We start from the raw sequence: 14,046 nt of genomic DNA, 5'->3' as shown, positions 1-14,046 counted from the left end.
CTCGCCATCGCCAAGTCGAGACCGGGTGCGTGGCTGATCGGCTTGCCGAACTGCGGCCACAACATGTTGAACGAGCGCGGTAACGATCTCGTGCGGCTAATGTCGGAATTCATCCTGCGGACGTCGAAGCAACGCTAGTCCGCATGCCCGACCTACAGTTGCAACGAAATAAGCGGGCTCCACCGCAGCTTCACTTGCGACAACGGCACCATCTCTGCCGTTGCGACGGTCAGAAATCTCGGGGTGGACGTGTTGACGCTCGCAGAGGGGACTGAAATCTGAAACTGCGCTGGGTCCTTGCCGTTGCAAGAACCTCGGAATTACAGCATGGCGGCGGCTCTGGGCCTTATCTCAGATATTCACCCCCATTGCGCTTAGATCCAGACCGGTCATTCGATGGCACAGGCCGGCCATCAGGATTAAGGCGCGATTGCAATTGCGGAGTGATCTGCTGCACTATCGACCGGAAGCCCAGCCTCCTTGCGTTCGGAACAGCGGTCGAGGAGATGCCCCGAGTGCGGCCGCATCGACACCGTGAAGCGCACCAATTCCTCCAGCGCTCGTAATAACTCGACGCTCGCATCCGTCTGGCTTCGTCAAATTCCCTATAGGCCATCGCAATAGAGGACTAGTTGCGGCGTAAACTTTCGCATCCAGCGACCTAGCAGGCGCCACGAATTGACCGCATTGAACGATTGCGAGCCGCCGGACACCTGCATGACAACAAGCGTCCCTGCGTCGCCAGCATCCAGAACATTTGGAGCGGCATATGATCACTCTGCGTCTTCTTGATGCCGCTGATTTAGCCGTGGCGCTCTGGGCTGCACCAGACCATGCCTTCCGACCAGAGCGCGTGCTCGCGCAATTCATGCACAGCAGAGTGATCGTCTCCCGCTACTTGATCGGGCAGCGGCAGGTCGCTGAGGATAACGCTCGAACAACGACATGGCCGTCAGTCCGTGCCGGAAGCACCGGGCCCGGTCGCGATGCCGCTGCCCAAAGCGATCTGCATGTAAACCGTGTCGAGCCAGCGGCCCGCCTTCCAGCCCATGCCTGTCAAGCGTCCAGCGTGCTCAAAACCGCAGGAACCATGGAGGGCTACAGAGGCAGGCTCCGCCCCGCCGATGACCGCAACCATCCGCCGGAACCCGTGGGCCTCAGCGGCTTCCAGCAAGGCCTCGAGCAGCCGCTTGCCGATGCCGCCACCGCGCCGGTCGTGCGCCACGTAGATGCTGTTCTCGCAGGCATAGGCGTAGGCCGGTCGATCCCGGAACTGCGTGGCGTAGGCATAGCCGACCACCTGACCGCCATCGCAGGCGACAAGGAACGGCCAGCCCCGGCCGGACACCGTCAAGATCTTCTCAACGGTCTCGCCCTCGGTCGGCGGCAAGACTTCGTACGTCGCCGTGCCGTGCAGAACATGATGCGCGTAGATGGCGGCAATGGCGCGCGCATCGTCGACCGTTGCCCGGCGAACCAAGATGCTCATCGCCGGCTTGCTTCCAAAACTTCGCAGTCTTCCTTGACGAAAGTGCCGCGCTGCTCGGTCGGCAGGATATCCAGCACTTCTTCGGAAGGGCGGCAAAGCTCTACGCCCAGCGGCGACACCACCAGAGGCCGATTGATGAGAATCGAATGCTTCATCATCGCGTCGATCAGGGCCTCGTCCGTCAAAGTCTCGTCGCCGAGGCCGGGTTCGGCACAGGGCGTACCCGTCTCGCGCAGCAAAGCGGGTGGCGTAATGCCGGCCCGCTCAATGAGTTCCACCAGCAGCGAACGGTTTGACGGCGTCTGCAGGTACCTGACGACATGAGGCGCAATGCCCACATTCCTGATCATGGCCGAGCCATTACGAGAGGTCCCGGAAAAGGGGGTTATGGTAGATCACGACATCGGTCATCGTTGCCTCTTAAGCAGCAGGTAAGTTCGGCCAGAAGCGGCTCGCACAGTTCGGCGCGCCCCTGGCAGCAATCCTTGGCCAGATAGACCATCAGTCCGCGCAACGCGTCAAGGTTGGCGCGCTGGATCTGCTGGCGGCCACGCTTGTCGGAAAGTACCAGTCCGGTCTTTGCCATCACGGCGAGATGCGTCGAAAAAGCGCTCTGGGTCAGCCCCGATGCTTCGGCCAATTCGCCGGTTGACAGGCCATCAGGTTCGTGTCGGATAAGCCGCTGAAACGCATCGAGCCGCGTCGGGTGCCCGAGAGCGGAAAAAATCGAAAGTGCATCATCTGCCGTCATGCATCGGAATTATCCGATGCGACATTCTCTTTTAATAACGGTCGGATATCCCGATGCGTTTGTGGCTAGCCTCGGTGGCAGTTTGCATCGAGTCAGCGACCTGAAGCGGCCTTTCCGGTGTCAGCCAATCCCAGGCAACCGGCGCTCCGTGGTTCCGCCGAGCAAGCGTCATGCTGTCGGGATAACTCGCCAGCGGAAAGCAGCATCGCGCCTTCCGCCTTAGCCGATTTGGCCGTAATCGTCGCCATTCGGCGGAAAGTTTCTCGTGCGCTGGCCATCTGCGCCTCATCCAGTGGCAGTGCAGCACACCCGCCCACCCCCGGCAGGATACGCGCGTATCCGTCCGCGCGCGCCCTCAGCAGTGACCATGCTCAACTTGCGCTGACCTCACCTGCGGGCATGCCGCGCCAGTTCCGTCTTGTCGTCGATCCAGCGGGAATGACACGAACGGAGCGCGATGGCGACACTGGGGTCGATTCATCATCAATTGCCGCAAATGGAACGACGGAGGCTGCGTCGCCTGCCTGGCGACGTCTCTGAGCACCTGATTTGCGGTCAGGCGGCATGGCCACCGACCGACCGTGCGATCCGTCTCCCATATTTGAGTGGAGCCACAACGGCGGGCCTCCTAGCGATGTCTATCAAAGTCTAGCAATTTTTGATAGTCGGCCCTATAAAGCGCTAGACACTTCTGACAGCCGACGAAAGACAACACGGATCCCTACCGTAATCCGTTTGCGCCCGGCGCGGGCAGCCGTCCTCCCGAGCTGGCAGGCCGAGACGCGATCCTGGAGGCAGCGCGGATTTCCTCTGGGCGAGCGATCAAGGGACGAAGTGCCCGGTCGATCATGCTGCTGGGCTTGCGGGGCACCGGAAAGACCGTGCTGCTCAATGAAATCGGCCGAAACGCGGAACGCGAAGGCCTCCTGATTTCGCGGGTCGAATCGCCGGAAGGCGAAAGCCTTGCCCGCCTTCTTTATCCCGAGATGCGCAAGGTCATGCGCTCGCTCTCCGGGGTGGAAACGGCCAAGCAGCTTGCAACGCGCGGCCTCAAGGGTCTGCGCAACTTTGCCTCTATCTTCAAGATCGAGATAGCAGGCGTCGAAGTCGGCGTCGATCCTGAGCCGGGTCTCGCCGATACCGGCGACCTTCAGTACGACCTGCCGGATCTCTTCACGCTGATCGGGAAAGCGGCGCAGGCTGCAGAACGTGGCTGGGTCCTGTTGATCGACGAAGTTCAGTATCTTTCCGAACCTGACCTCTCGGCACTCATCGTCGCGCTGCACCGAATGTCGCAGGAAGGCTTGCCCGTTCTTCTTGTCGGCGCCGGCCTGCCGCAGATCGCCCGCCTGGCGGGCGAAGCAAAATCCTATGCCGAGCGGCTGTTTCAATATCCTGTGGTGGGGCCGCTCGATCCGCCCTCAGCCGGGCAGGCGATAGAAAAGCCGATCGTCGAAGAAGAGGCCAGCATCGCCCCTGAAGCGCTGCAGGCCATCGTTGAACGTACCAAGGGCTATCCATTCTTCATCCAGGAATGGGCATCGGTCGTGTGGAACAACGCGGATGGGCCAGAGATAACTCTTGCCGATGTCGACCACTCCTACGCCGAAACGCTGGCGCTGTTAGACGAAGGCTTCTTCAAAGTGCGGATCGATCGCCTGACCAAGGCGGAAGTCCATTTCGTAAAGGCGATGGCCCAACTCGGCGATGGCCCCTACGCGATGGCCGACATTGCCCAAGCCATGGACCGCACTCAAAAATCCCTGGGACCGGCCAGATCGAGCATCATCTCCAAGGGCATGATCTACAGCACCGATCACGGCTATCTCGATTTCAGCGTCCCGCTGTTCGCCGAGTTCATGCGCCGCCAGGGGTAATCCATGCCTGACCTCGAAAGCCAGGACGAGCCAGCGATGGAGCAAGCTTCACCCTCGCAAGGCGAAAGGCCGATCGTGCTCGATCCGCGGCAACTCAATCGTATCGAATCCGTCCATCGCGGCTTTCTCTATCAGCACCTTTATGTCGCCAATTGCCTCCTTCGCGCGGGGAGGCCGGCGTGAAGCGGTCGTGGCGAAAAGCGATTAGGACGCCGAGCTGCAGACGGCCGACGTTCGCTTCTATGTCCAGGTGAAGACGCGGATAGGAACGCTAGCGGTGTCGTAGGCCACCAACAGCAGCGCGCGGTCGCGCAGCCCCGGAATATCGTCGGGACAGCTGTCAAGCAGTGCAATAATGTTGAGCCCGCGCGGCGCATCACTCGCAATGTCCCGCAACGGCCCCTTGACTCGCAGCGGCCGCGCCTGGGTCTGCGCCCCCCCCTTTGCTTTGTTGATGGCTGCGAGCCCCAGCCTGACCAGCGCCGCCGGGTCCGGTCGGCGATGCCAAGCAGCTTATGCACCCGAGCGATCGAGGCCTTGTAGCGCGAGAGCGACGCCGGCTTGCTGCCCTCCTCTGCCCGCGCATCGAGATAGTCCGCAATCACCTCGGGCGTGGCGGGCTGCGTTATGCGGCGGGTGCGCCGGCACGACAGGTCAACCGCCTCGAGGTCGGACCGAAGCGCGCAGAGCGTGTGCGGCGAGGGTGCGGCCTGGAACGCGGTGATGAGGGATTCGTTGATAGTGAGCCGTGGGATTATTTTCTACGGATCGCCGGCGCGGAGCGGGCAACGGTCGAAATGTTGGAAGGCCTACCAAATAGCCCGACATTTGATCACGCCGACACGATCTTCGAGTGTCTGACGACACGGAAGCCCAGGCTGCTGACGCATCTCCTGGAAGCCTGCTTGACCATACTCAAATGGCTCGAATTCCGAGGTGGATCCTTGGAGGACTTTGCATTTCCTAGCCGCACCGATCACGCAGCCCACATCAGCACCCGCCGATATGCTTCCTTTGTCGACGAATGGGTTACCGGTATCGGCTTGTCCGGCGAAGATTACGGCACGCACTCTTTGCGCCGAACCAAGGCATCGATCATCTACAAGGCGACTGGAAATCTCCGGGCGGTCCAGATCTTGGCCACATGAAGATTGAAAGCACGGTCAGATACCGGGGCGTGGACGTGGAGGATGCTTTGACGCTCGCAGAAGGCACTGAAACTGAAGCTATCTGGCTCCTCGCTACAGCGAGGAGCCAGACCCTACCCGGTGGAGGCGCATCTGCGTCAGTAAACGACCTTCAGCGGACGTTTTTCCGTTGCCGACCACAGTCAGCGACGCTTGAAATGGGTCCGAGTGTAAGCTCATCTGGCCGCTGCAATGACCGATGGAGGAAGAAGGCGAAGCAAGTGCTGAGATGCCGCTCTCAAGCTTTCAGAAGCGCCTTTCGTGGCAACGTGTTCATACGAGCATTAGGATGCTCCTGGCTCGGAGCGCAGCTTTGGCAGGACTTTGTGCTGCCCGAATGGCCAAGGTTGCCCCTGATGCGGACTTGATAGCCAAAAGGACTTGTTAACTAAGCCGCTTTACGTCGATTTCAGTTCGGCACGCGATTGTCGATTTCAGCAGGAGGGTAATATGCTCACGTCTGGAATGAAACGTTGTGCGTTGGTGGGAGTTTTGCTGCTTTTTCCCGCAGCTTCCGCCACCGCTTACGACGGCTCTTCGATTGCCGTTACCGGCCGCGTACCCACGGTCTGCCAGGTCAGCATCTCCGCACCGCCCGCGCATGCCATCCAAACCGGTGCCAACGATCTCGGAACGATGCGCGAACTGTGCAACAACCTCGCCGGCTACAAAATCACGCTCAACCATCCTGCCGGACTGGTGGATGCCTGGGTGGATGTCGGCGGCGTTCGTGTACCGCTCTCACCGACGCAGACGCACACGGTAATCGTCGATAATCGCACCCCCGCCTATCGGGAGCGCCAACTCCGGCTTGTCCTGAACCAGGCGCCGGCCGTGGATATGGACTTCAGTCTCGAAGCCGAACCCAAGGGCGCAGTGTTTTAAGCTGCAAGGCCTATCAGGGGCGGACCGACGAGCATCCCTCGCCCCCCGAAAGCCCAAGGCGGGGTGAGAACGTGAGCGTGACGACGTCCGCATACTGACCTGCCGGCAGGCGATGCAAATCGTTTCCGGCAAGTTCCACCTGCACGCCATGGCTTCGCCCACCCGGAGCCGGCGTCTGGCTGCAAGCGATCATCGAGCGGTCGGCCACCGGGAAACCCGACACCTTCAGCGCGTAGGGAAGAGCGGCGTCATCCCCGGCAAAGCGCTTCATGGTGCCGCGCTCCTTGTCCACCTGGATTTCGTAAGGCACTGTTGACTGGGCAGTCACCGTGAGACCGCGGATGACGTTGCCGCTGGAGCCGTCCACATCTCCGAAATCAATACGTCCGCGCTGCGTACCCATCGATCCGACGAACGTTGCGATACGTTCCGGCACTGTCAGATCTACCGCGACCTGGCTGCCAAGCTGCATGCCGCGGTCAAGTTCGTCGCGGCCGGCAAGGCATACGAACCGCAGTTCGAGCGGCTGATAGTAGTTTCCGGCGACGATCCCCTGACCGGCCGGTATCTGGATGCGGAAGCTTTCGTTGACGTTGTCTCCGCTGGCGCCGGCACCGAACTGAACAACCGCCCCGTTGGTCGGGTTGGGCTGTTCCGCGCCGGAGATCAGGACCATGCGGCCAGCATCGCGCACCCAGCGGATATCGTAGCGTACCGAATCCCTCCGACCCAGCGCCGCGCCGCGATTGATCGCGCCGGGATTGGCAAGCACGAGGCGCACGGCTGTGACGCGCGGATCCAGGCGCCGGACGTGAATGGTGAAGTTCCGCTCGATTTCGGCCGGATTGAACGGATCGTAGTCGAGGGTGAGTTCGCTCGCGGAGGCGCGGAAATCGGCGCAGTTGGCCCTGGCCGCCCCAGGCAGAACCAGGGTGAGGACGGCGCAGGTCAGGAGCGTGGCGGCGATCTTCATGGGGTTCCCTCGGGCTTCAATGCACCGCCGCGCTGCAATGCGGCTTCGGTTGTCGTCACGTCGATCATGTAGACGAGCTTGCCATCGTTCATGGGCATCTCGATGCGCCATTTGCCTGGACGCAGACCTTGCACAGCGAATTGGCCGCTGCGGTTGGTGAACATCTGTACCGGCTTGCGATCAGGCGCCGCGAGTTCGAAAGCGTTCCCGCCCACCAACTCGAGCGGCGCGCCGCTCGGCATCAGCAATTGGCCGGTATAAGTGACGAAGTAGTCCGACCCGATCTCTACCAGATGGCCTGAGCGATAGGGCGGCCTGAACTGGACGATACCCGATCCGATATCGTAGCCGGCTGGCGCATCGGGCACGTCATAAGTCAGCAGCCGGGGAGAATAAGACGTCAACTGCGACATGACCGCGCCGCCGAACGTGCCCGACCTGGCGACGTACTCGTCCTTGCGGGGATCGATGTAGACGGATTTGCCTTCCAGTGAGGCATGGGGCTTCACGATTGCGAAACTGTCGTAGATCGGGCGGGACAGGGCAACACTGCCGCCGGCATAGGCCACCGAGAAGGCCGTGCGCAGCGATGTGCGCTGGTCGATGATCGCGCCGCTGTTCGAAAACGATGTGTTGTGGGCCGCGCCGAGTTCCGCGCGGTTGAGGAGCACGTTCGCAGCGGCATTGACGCCTACCGAATCCTCGACCCGGTCGATGTTTCCCGAGGCATTGTAGGATCCGACGCCGGTGCCGCTGGAGCGCTGGTAACTGAGGCGGGCACGCTCGCGCTGGCTATCGAGATCGGCGGTGACGCTCGAGCTCCGGTCGAAGCGGTAGATCAGCGAAACCCGGGCGCCCGGGCCGGACCTTCGTTCGCTGCTCTGGTAGGATGCTTCCGCCGTCAGCAGCAGACGCTGGTTGGGCCGCCACCCGTACGTGGCGCGGGCGGTGGACTGATCCTTCCGATCGCCGCGAGCAACCGAATAGAACCCGTCGAGGCTGAAATAGTGGTCGGCGCCGAGGGATTGGGAGTACGTTGCGCCCAGATCCAGAGCGTAGGGGTTGCTGGCGGAGAGGCTGTCCGGCAGCGCGAAGTTCCTGCTGGTCGCCTGGATGGAAGCTGTCAGCGAGCGGGCGTTGCCGCCCGTGCCAACGCGCGAAAGCTCGTAGCCGACATTGACGGCATAGCCGCTGCCGACGTCTTTGTTATGCGAGCCGGCGAGGTTGAGGGCCAGGGTGCCGACGGGCGAGGCCCAGACAACCTCGGCGCCGCCTACGCCGCCCCGGCGCTGAAGCTGGAAGTTTCCTCCGACCGTCAATTCCTCGGTCAGGCCATGGCGATAGAAGCCGGAAGCGATCGGATCGTCGCTGTAGCGGCGGCCGCCTGTACCGAACGGCGCTTTCACGCCGCCATAGAGCCCGAACTCGCTGAGGCCGGCGGCAAGCAGGGTCCGATCGAAATTGATGGAAAACGAGATCACGTTCTCGCGGCCGCTGTCGTCACGGACGATCAGCCTCACGTCGTTGGACCCTTGCGCGAAAGGAAAGTCGCCGATGTCGTAAGTGCCAGGATTGAGCCGGGTCACCTGCACCGATTGCCCGTTGACGATCGTTTCCACCGTGGAGGCACGGGTGAGGGTGAACGACCTTTGACCGCGCGGCTGGATGTTGCGCTGCGGATCGAGGTCGGCATAGACCCGCGAAAGCGAGAGACCAGCCATCGGGCTGGATCCGGAAAACCCGCGCGATACCGGTTCCAGATCGCCTGCGGTATATCGGGCGGTGCCTCGCGCATCGTCATAGACGATACGGGTGCCTTCACGCCGGAAGCTGTCCTGGATACTGCCTTCGTTCTCGAGCACGAAACCGCTGACCCGTATCGCGCTGTCGAAGACGATGTTCGGGGTCTGGAACCCGGTCCGGCTTCCCTTGTGCACGTAGTCGCTGTTAACGAAGGCGGTGAGATAGGCAGAAACATCTTCAGCAGGCTGGATCGGTCCTGCCACGGGGTCGTAGCCCATGACGCGGATCGATTGTCGCACGCGAAGGGTGGGATCCAGCGTCATCAGCAGGCCGAGGCTGGCCTGATCGTAAGCGAGACCGATGCCTAGCGCCTGCATGTCGCCGGTAGAGATTGCAGCCTTGCTCTCGATGCCGGCGGCAACCCTTGTCCACGCCTCGGTGGAGAGGACGCCGCGCAGCAGGGCAAGCAGCTCCTTGGTGTCGACTAATATACGGTCGTCTGCGGTCAGCGTGTAGGACACCTCGCCCAGGACGAAGCCGTTGTCGGACAGCGGCCCTCCCATGGGGATGTCGCGCCCGGTTCGGTTGAGGCGCTCCGGGGAAACGGCGGGGTGTTCGCCCGGCGTTGTCGGCTTTTCGGCCCGCGAGGGCACATTCGTCTGCGCATAGGCAGCGAGTGAACCGAACAGCGTCAATCCCGGCGCCAGGCCCGCAAGGCCTAGGAGATAGAGGGAACGGCGGTTCGCCACGGCGTCATTTGCTTCCGGCTGAATTCAGTTCGACCGAAAGGGTGCCGCCGGCATCCGGGAGTTCGACGTTGATGGGGAAAATTCGACTGGCTTTAGAAGGCACCAGTCCGAGGCCCATGCTCTCGCGGATCTCTTCGGGTTCGAAAGTCTTGCGATAAGCCTCGGAACCGTCCCCGCGCCGCTCGATCAGGGTCATGCGGTTAGTGGCGACGTAGCCGTAATTGGCACCATCGTTGGCGATCGTGATGACCGGCTGCGGTTTCCCGGCCGCATCCGTGCCGACCTTGGCTTCGACGATCTTGAGCGAAGGCACTTCGTCGTTCGTCCCGACGCTGACGAGCACCTTGAAGCGGTGGAGGACCTGAATCGCGTTCTGGCTTTCCGGCATGGCAACCGGAAGCTGGGCGATGGTCACATAGAAATGACGGCTTTCGCCTTCCAGTGGCTGACCGATCCACTGGACGCGGAACGCCTGGGACTGGTTGCCGCCAAGGGTCGCTTGGCTGGGGAACACGAGGACATCGTCGCTTTCGACGTCCTCAGCTTCGCGCAGTTCCCCATTCACGACATTGACCGGGTGGACCGTCACTTCGACGGGCACGGTGTCGGGGAAGGTGTTCTGCAACGTGACGATGGCCGAAGTCCGGCGACCTGCCGTCTGGAGGTCGACCACGACGGGCTGCACGTTCAAAGCCAGGCTGGGGGCGGTGGTCGCCATCAGTGCGAGGAACGACAGCAGCGGGCGCAATGCGCGCCGGGGAAGAGGCGTGGTCATGAGCGGGTCTCGGGAAGCAGGGCCAAGGGCAGGGGCAGGAGAAGCTGGAGGCGGACGCAAGCGTCCGCCTCCGAGCAACATCAGGCAGCCGGGGTCAGCTCGATCGAGACGTAACCCGAGTAGTTGCCGGCAGCCAGCCGACGATCGGTCAGCGACGACCAGTTGGTGGCGGTGCGGCTGGAGCCGTTCGACGAGGCGACAGCGGCGCCCTGGCTGGCAGCCTTGACGAACTGGACGCGGGTAGCGGCCGAGCTGAGGCTGTCGTGGCCGCCGAAGCGCTGCGCCACGGTCGAGCCTTCGTCGGTCGAGGTCGAGTCGAGGGCCAGGCCGTTGATTGAGGTGTCGAGGTTGTAACGGATGAACTGGGCGAAATCGCCCTGGGCGAGGCCGGTGCCGGAAGCGCCGTCAAGGGCGAGCACGGCGCGGGCAACGCGGACGTTGCTGCCGCCGTTGTTGCAGAAGGCAACGACGCGCGCGTCGGTCAGCTTCTGTGCGATTTCTTCGGTAACGGTCGAACGGACCTTGGCATTGGCATCGGTCAGATCGCCCAGGGTGATCGACGAAGCCTGCGAAGAGATGCCGCACTTGCTGTCGACCTGCGCATTGATGTCGATGCGCGTATCGGCGGCGTTAGCCGAACCGGCGGCGACTGCGAAAACGGCTGCCGCGCTGGCGGCGAGGATCGAACGCTTCATATTCAACTCCTTGAGTATTTTGACGCAGGAACGCGTCGGAGAATTGAAGACCGCTTTCGCGGGTCTTGCGACTTGCACCGGCTACCGGGACAGGCGGCCGATGGTTGAGCGGTGCGTCGACCCAACGCTCCGCCCTCCGTGTGGGTGGACTGCAATTATGCGCGTGGCCCAACCACCAGAATGAGGGTGTCTTTGTAGCGGCCCGCCGCAAGGCGGGGCTGGTTCAGAGCTTGCGCCGCCCAGTCGATCGAGATCACGGCATTGCGACCGACACTGATGCCGGCGCCGGACTTGAGGCCGCGTCCGGGAACGAGGCTTGCGAAAGCGCACCGTCCGCCATCCGCCATCTCGTCGGACGCACAGGGCGCACTGCGAACGGCGCCCTTGTCGGTTTCGAGCATGACCGAAACCCGGTAGCGCTTGCTGAAGGAAAAGCCCGAGCCGTCGTCGTTCGCATCGACATTCGTCAGCGCGCCGCGCTGCGACGTTACGCCCAGGGCATAAGGTGTGTTGCAGTCGAGCCCAACTGCCAGAGAGAAGTTGGCGGCGCCTTCGAGATCGCGCGGCGCGGTGATGCTGGCTGGACCGTTGGCGGCGAAGCCGCACCGTTCCTTGATGCGGGCAACGACATCGATCGCCACGGACTCCGTGGCAGCCTTTGCTGGCTCGATGACAAGCAACGCGGCAAGCAATAAGCTGCCGGCCTTGATGGCGGCAAGCGACAGCCGCCATGAATAGTCAATCATCATCAAGCCCCCGCTTAATGTGTGAACGGCATGAGTAGCCCCTGTCGTCCACATCAGTACGCCCCGCACCGGGCGCCGTCGGGGGCTTAGAAAGCCTAAGCACCGTAAGCAATTGCTAAATGTTAGTTAACGACAGCTTTGCTCATTTTGGGACAGTTTGTAGGATGACTATGAAGGGAGTTTCGCGAATATGCGCCGAAATCCATCGGCTTCGCCACTCTTGGCTGATCGCTGGTGAGATCGAATCCCGCGCCGCCCTGCGGTATGTTAGCTAAAATGCACGCCTGCGTTACGCGTTTTCACGCTGGCCCAAACCATCCAGTCTCGTGGGGCCCGGAGTTGAAGCCGGAAGGCCTCTGTGCATTTGCCTGACCCAATCGATTACCCTATCCAGACGGCAACATTCGCTGCAGGTTATAAGATGAGCTGGCTTTAGCCGACACGCACCGCATACCGGACCGTCTGCAGATTGACTTCGGATTTTCGCGTCTGAATGGCGCCAAAGAGTCGTTTCGACAAACGCGCAACGCCTTGGGTTGGGACACCGCGTAATTGATTTAGCCACCCTCGTGCATGGTACGAAGTCGCCTTGGCGCTTCAATGCTGGAGGATGACCGATGTCGATCTACGCAGGATTGGATGTGAGTGACAAGACGACGCATATCTGCGTGGTCGACGTCGACGGGAAAGTGTTGCGGCGAGATGTTGTCGAGAGCGATCCCGATGTTCTGGCCAAATGGCTTAACAAACATTGCAGCGATCTGACACGCGTGGTGCTGGAGACGGGAACGTTATCGACGTTCCTGTATCATGGGCTGGTCGAGCGTGGTGTCGCGATAGAATGTATCTGCGCCCGGCACGCGAAGGGCGTCCTTTCTGCCCGCGTGAACAAAAGCGATGTCCATGACGCGGAAGGGCTTGCCCAGCTGGCGCGCACGGGCTGGTACAAACGCGTCCACATGAAAGCGTCGGCCACGCATATAGACAGGGCGGCCCTGCGTATCCGCGCCCAGCTCATCACCGCACGGACATCCATGGCCAATCAGCTGCGTGGCCTCCTGAAGCTGTTCGGCCTGCGTATGGGCACCGCCAGAACGCCGGGCCGGCGTACCGAACGCCTGATGGCGTTCTATGCACAGCGTCCCGATTTGAAGGCCCTGTTTGCTCCGCTCATTGCGTCCATGGAGACGATCGAGGAGCAGTTGCGGGCATACAATCGCCTTCTCACTGACCGGGCAAAGGCGGATGAAGTTTGCGCCCGGCTGATGAGCGTTCATGCCATCGAAGCAATCGATGATGGGGGAGAGATATACCTTGCCGGCCGGGATCTGGAACTCCGTAATGTCGGTGAGCCATTTTTCGTTAGGCGGCTTCGCGTGGAAATCGCGATTGATCAGGTTCTCGGGCGCAGGACTGATCTCGCCCAAGTACGAGCCAAAGCGCCGCCGTTTGGGCTTGGCGACGACCAAGCATTCCTCCTTCATCAACCGCTGCACAACCTTCTCCGAGATTGTCACGCTTTGTTTGGCCAGCAACGCCTGTACTCTGCAATAGCCGTAGCAGCGGTGATTGGCTTCGAAGATTGCGGTAATGCGGCGCCGAATGACATCATACTTGTCAGCGAGGTTCACCCGGGCGTGATGGTAGAAGTAAGAGCTTCGCGCCAAACCTATCTGGGTGAGCAACTCCGGCAGCCGATAGATATCTTTGAGGGCGTCAACCAGCTGTGTCTTCTCCCGATTTCCCAAGAGGTGCAGATCGACGCCCAGGCCTTTTTTAAGAGTTCGTTGGCCTTATTCAGGAGGTCATGCTCAAGTTGCAGTTGATGGATATCGCGTTGCAAGGCTTCGAGTTGGCGTTCAAGCGCCTCGCGCTCCGACGCTGGCGGAGAGGTATTGCGGTGCTTCATAGCTGACAGAGCCTCATGACTCAGTAACTGGCTTTTCCAGTTGTACAATGTCGGTCGGCGAACGCCCAGACGATCCGCTACCTCTTGCGCCTTTTCGTCTCCACAGCATAACGCGATGACACCGGCCTGCTTTAACAGCCTGCGGAAAAAGGAACTTCCCTTGAGGCCGTTGAGGTGATTCAAGTCGCCTCGACCGAGGTTGAAGGATTGAAGATGCGCGGCGGCGATCACCGGAGCGAAGGGCTGTTTTCTTACGTGAGCTGCGAA

Annotated in this window: 10 protein-coding genes and 7 pseudogenes; 6 read left to right on the top strand and 11 right to left on the bottom strand. The window is 61.5% G+C overall.

The features are described from left to right. Nucleotides 1-419 precede the first annotated feature (419 nt). The 4 genes and pseudogenes from EDF58_RS26540 to EDF58_RS23055 form a co-directional block, all read right to left on the bottom strand. A pseudogene (locus tag EDF58_RS26540) lies at nucleotides 420-922 on the bottom strand (NAD(P)H-dependent oxidoreductase); the annotation flags it as partial. A 30-nt stretch (nucleotides 923-952) separates the two neighbouring features. Further along, the gene (locus EDF58_RS23065) at nucleotides 953-1,489 is read right to left on the bottom strand and encodes a GNAT family N-acetyltransferase (RefSeq protein ID WP_132269829.1); all 537 of its coding nucleotides are present in this window, start codon (nucleotides 1,487-1,489) and stop codon (nucleotides 953-955) included. Beyond that, a pseudogene (arsC, locus tag EDF58_RS23060) lies at nucleotides 1,486-1,900 on the bottom strand (arsenate reductase (glutaredoxin)). Before arsC ends, EDF58_RS23065 begins: the two are co-directional and overlap by 4 nt. Next, entirely contained in the window at nucleotides 1,875-2,240 is a 366-nt protein-coding gene (locus tag EDF58_RS23055; RefSeq protein ID WP_132269827.1) for a metalloregulator ArsR/SmtB family transcription factor, read from the bottom strand. The pseudogene arsC and the gene EDF58_RS23055 overlap by 26 nt, the downstream one beginning before the upstream one ends. 767 nt (nucleotides 2,241-3,007) lie before the next feature. On the opposite strand from EDF58_RS23055, the gene EDF58_RS23050 reads away from it, so the two are divergent. Next, a complete protein-coding gene (locus EDF58_RS23050; protein WP_132269825.1) occupies nucleotides 3,008-4,117 on the top strand; it encodes an ATP-binding protein in 1,110 nt (369 codons plus the stop codon). Between the two features lie 3 nt (nucleotides 4,118-4,120). Next, a complete protein-coding gene (locus EDF58_RS23045) occupies nucleotides 4,121-4,300 on the top strand; it encodes a hypothetical protein (protein WP_132269823.1) in 180 nt (59 codons plus the stop codon). A 93-nt stretch (nucleotides 4,301-4,393) separates the two neighbouring features. Here EDF58_RS23045 and EDF58_RS26535 read toward each other — a convergent pair. Continuing rightward, a pseudogene (locus EDF58_RS26535) lies at nucleotides 4,394-4,875 on the bottom strand (integrase); the annotation flags it as partial. Between the two features lie 39 nt (nucleotides 4,876-4,914). On the opposite strand from EDF58_RS26535, the pseudogene EDF58_RS26530 reads away from it, so the two are divergent. From EDF58_RS26530 to EDF58_RS23030, 3 genes and pseudogenes are all read left to right on the top strand, one after another. Beyond that, nucleotides 4,915-4,968, top strand: a pseudogene (locus EDF58_RS26530) (hypothetical protein); the annotation flags it as partial. A 39-nt stretch (nucleotides 4,969-5,007) separates the two neighbouring features. Further along, nucleotides 5,008-5,336: pseudogene (locus tag EDF58_RS26525) on the top strand (tyrosine-type recombinase/integrase); the annotation flags it as partial. Nucleotides 5,337-5,754: 418 nt separating this feature from the next. After that, complete coding sequence (locus tag EDF58_RS23030; protein WP_132269822.1) at nucleotides 5,755-6,189, top strand: hypothetical protein; 435 nt, start codon at nucleotides 5,755-5,757, stop codon at nucleotides 6,187-6,189. A gap of 13 nt (nucleotides 6,190-6,202) precedes the next feature. On the opposite strand, the gene EDF58_RS23025 is transcribed toward EDF58_RS23030, so the two are convergent. From EDF58_RS23025 to EDF58_RS23005, 5 genes are all read right to left on the bottom strand, one after another. Beyond that, nucleotides 6,203-7,162, bottom strand: coding sequence for a hypothetical protein (locus EDF58_RS23025; protein WP_132269820.1), 960 nt, complete (start codon nucleotides 7,160-7,162; stop codon nucleotides 6,203-6,205). After that, a complete protein-coding gene (locus tag EDF58_RS23020) occupies nucleotides 7,159-9,654 on the bottom strand; it encodes a fimbria/pilus outer membrane usher protein (protein WP_132269818.1) in 2,496 nt (831 codons plus the stop codon). The genes EDF58_RS23025 and EDF58_RS23020 overlap by 4 nt, the downstream gene beginning before the upstream one ends. Nucleotides 9,655-9,658: 4 nt before the next feature. After that, nucleotides 9,659-10,429, bottom strand: coding sequence for a molecular chaperone (locus EDF58_RS23015; protein ID WP_132269816.1), 771 nt, complete (start codon nucleotides 10,427-10,429; stop codon nucleotides 9,659-9,661). 80 nt (nucleotides 10,430-10,509) lie between these two features. Continuing rightward, nucleotides 10,510-11,124, bottom strand: a complete 615-nt coding sequence (locus EDF58_RS23010) for a hypothetical protein (RefSeq protein ID WP_132269814.1) — start codon at nucleotides 11,122-11,124, stop codon at nucleotides 10,510-10,512. 155 nt (nucleotides 11,125-11,279) lie between these two features. Next, the gene (locus EDF58_RS23005) at nucleotides 11,280-11,924 is read right to left on the bottom strand and encodes a hypothetical protein (protein WP_165921546.1); all 645 of its coding nucleotides are present in this window, start codon (nucleotides 11,922-11,924) and stop codon (nucleotides 11,280-11,282) included. Nucleotides 11,925-12,487: 563 nt separating this feature from the next. Between EDF58_RS23005 and EDF58_RS22995 the strand changes: the two are divergent. Next, nucleotides 12,488-12,925: pseudogene (locus EDF58_RS22995) on the top strand (transposase); the annotation flags it as partial. Nucleotides 12,926-13,144: 219 nt separating this feature from the next. On the opposite strand, the pseudogene EDF58_RS22990 reads toward EDF58_RS22995, so the two are convergent. Beyond that, a pseudogene (locus tag EDF58_RS22990) lies at nucleotides 13,145-13,914 on the bottom strand (IS3 family transposase); the annotation flags it as partial. Nucleotides 13,915-14,046: the final 132 nt, after the last annotated feature.

This window comes from Novosphingobium sp. PhB57, from assembly GCF_004342985.1.
In the GTDB taxonomy this organism is placed as follows: domain Bacteria; phylum Pseudomonadota; class Alphaproteobacteria; order Sphingomonadales; family Sphingomonadaceae; genus Novosphingobium.
Note: the sequence above shows the minus strand (reverse complement) of the source record. Positions and strands in the feature narration are given on the sequence as shown.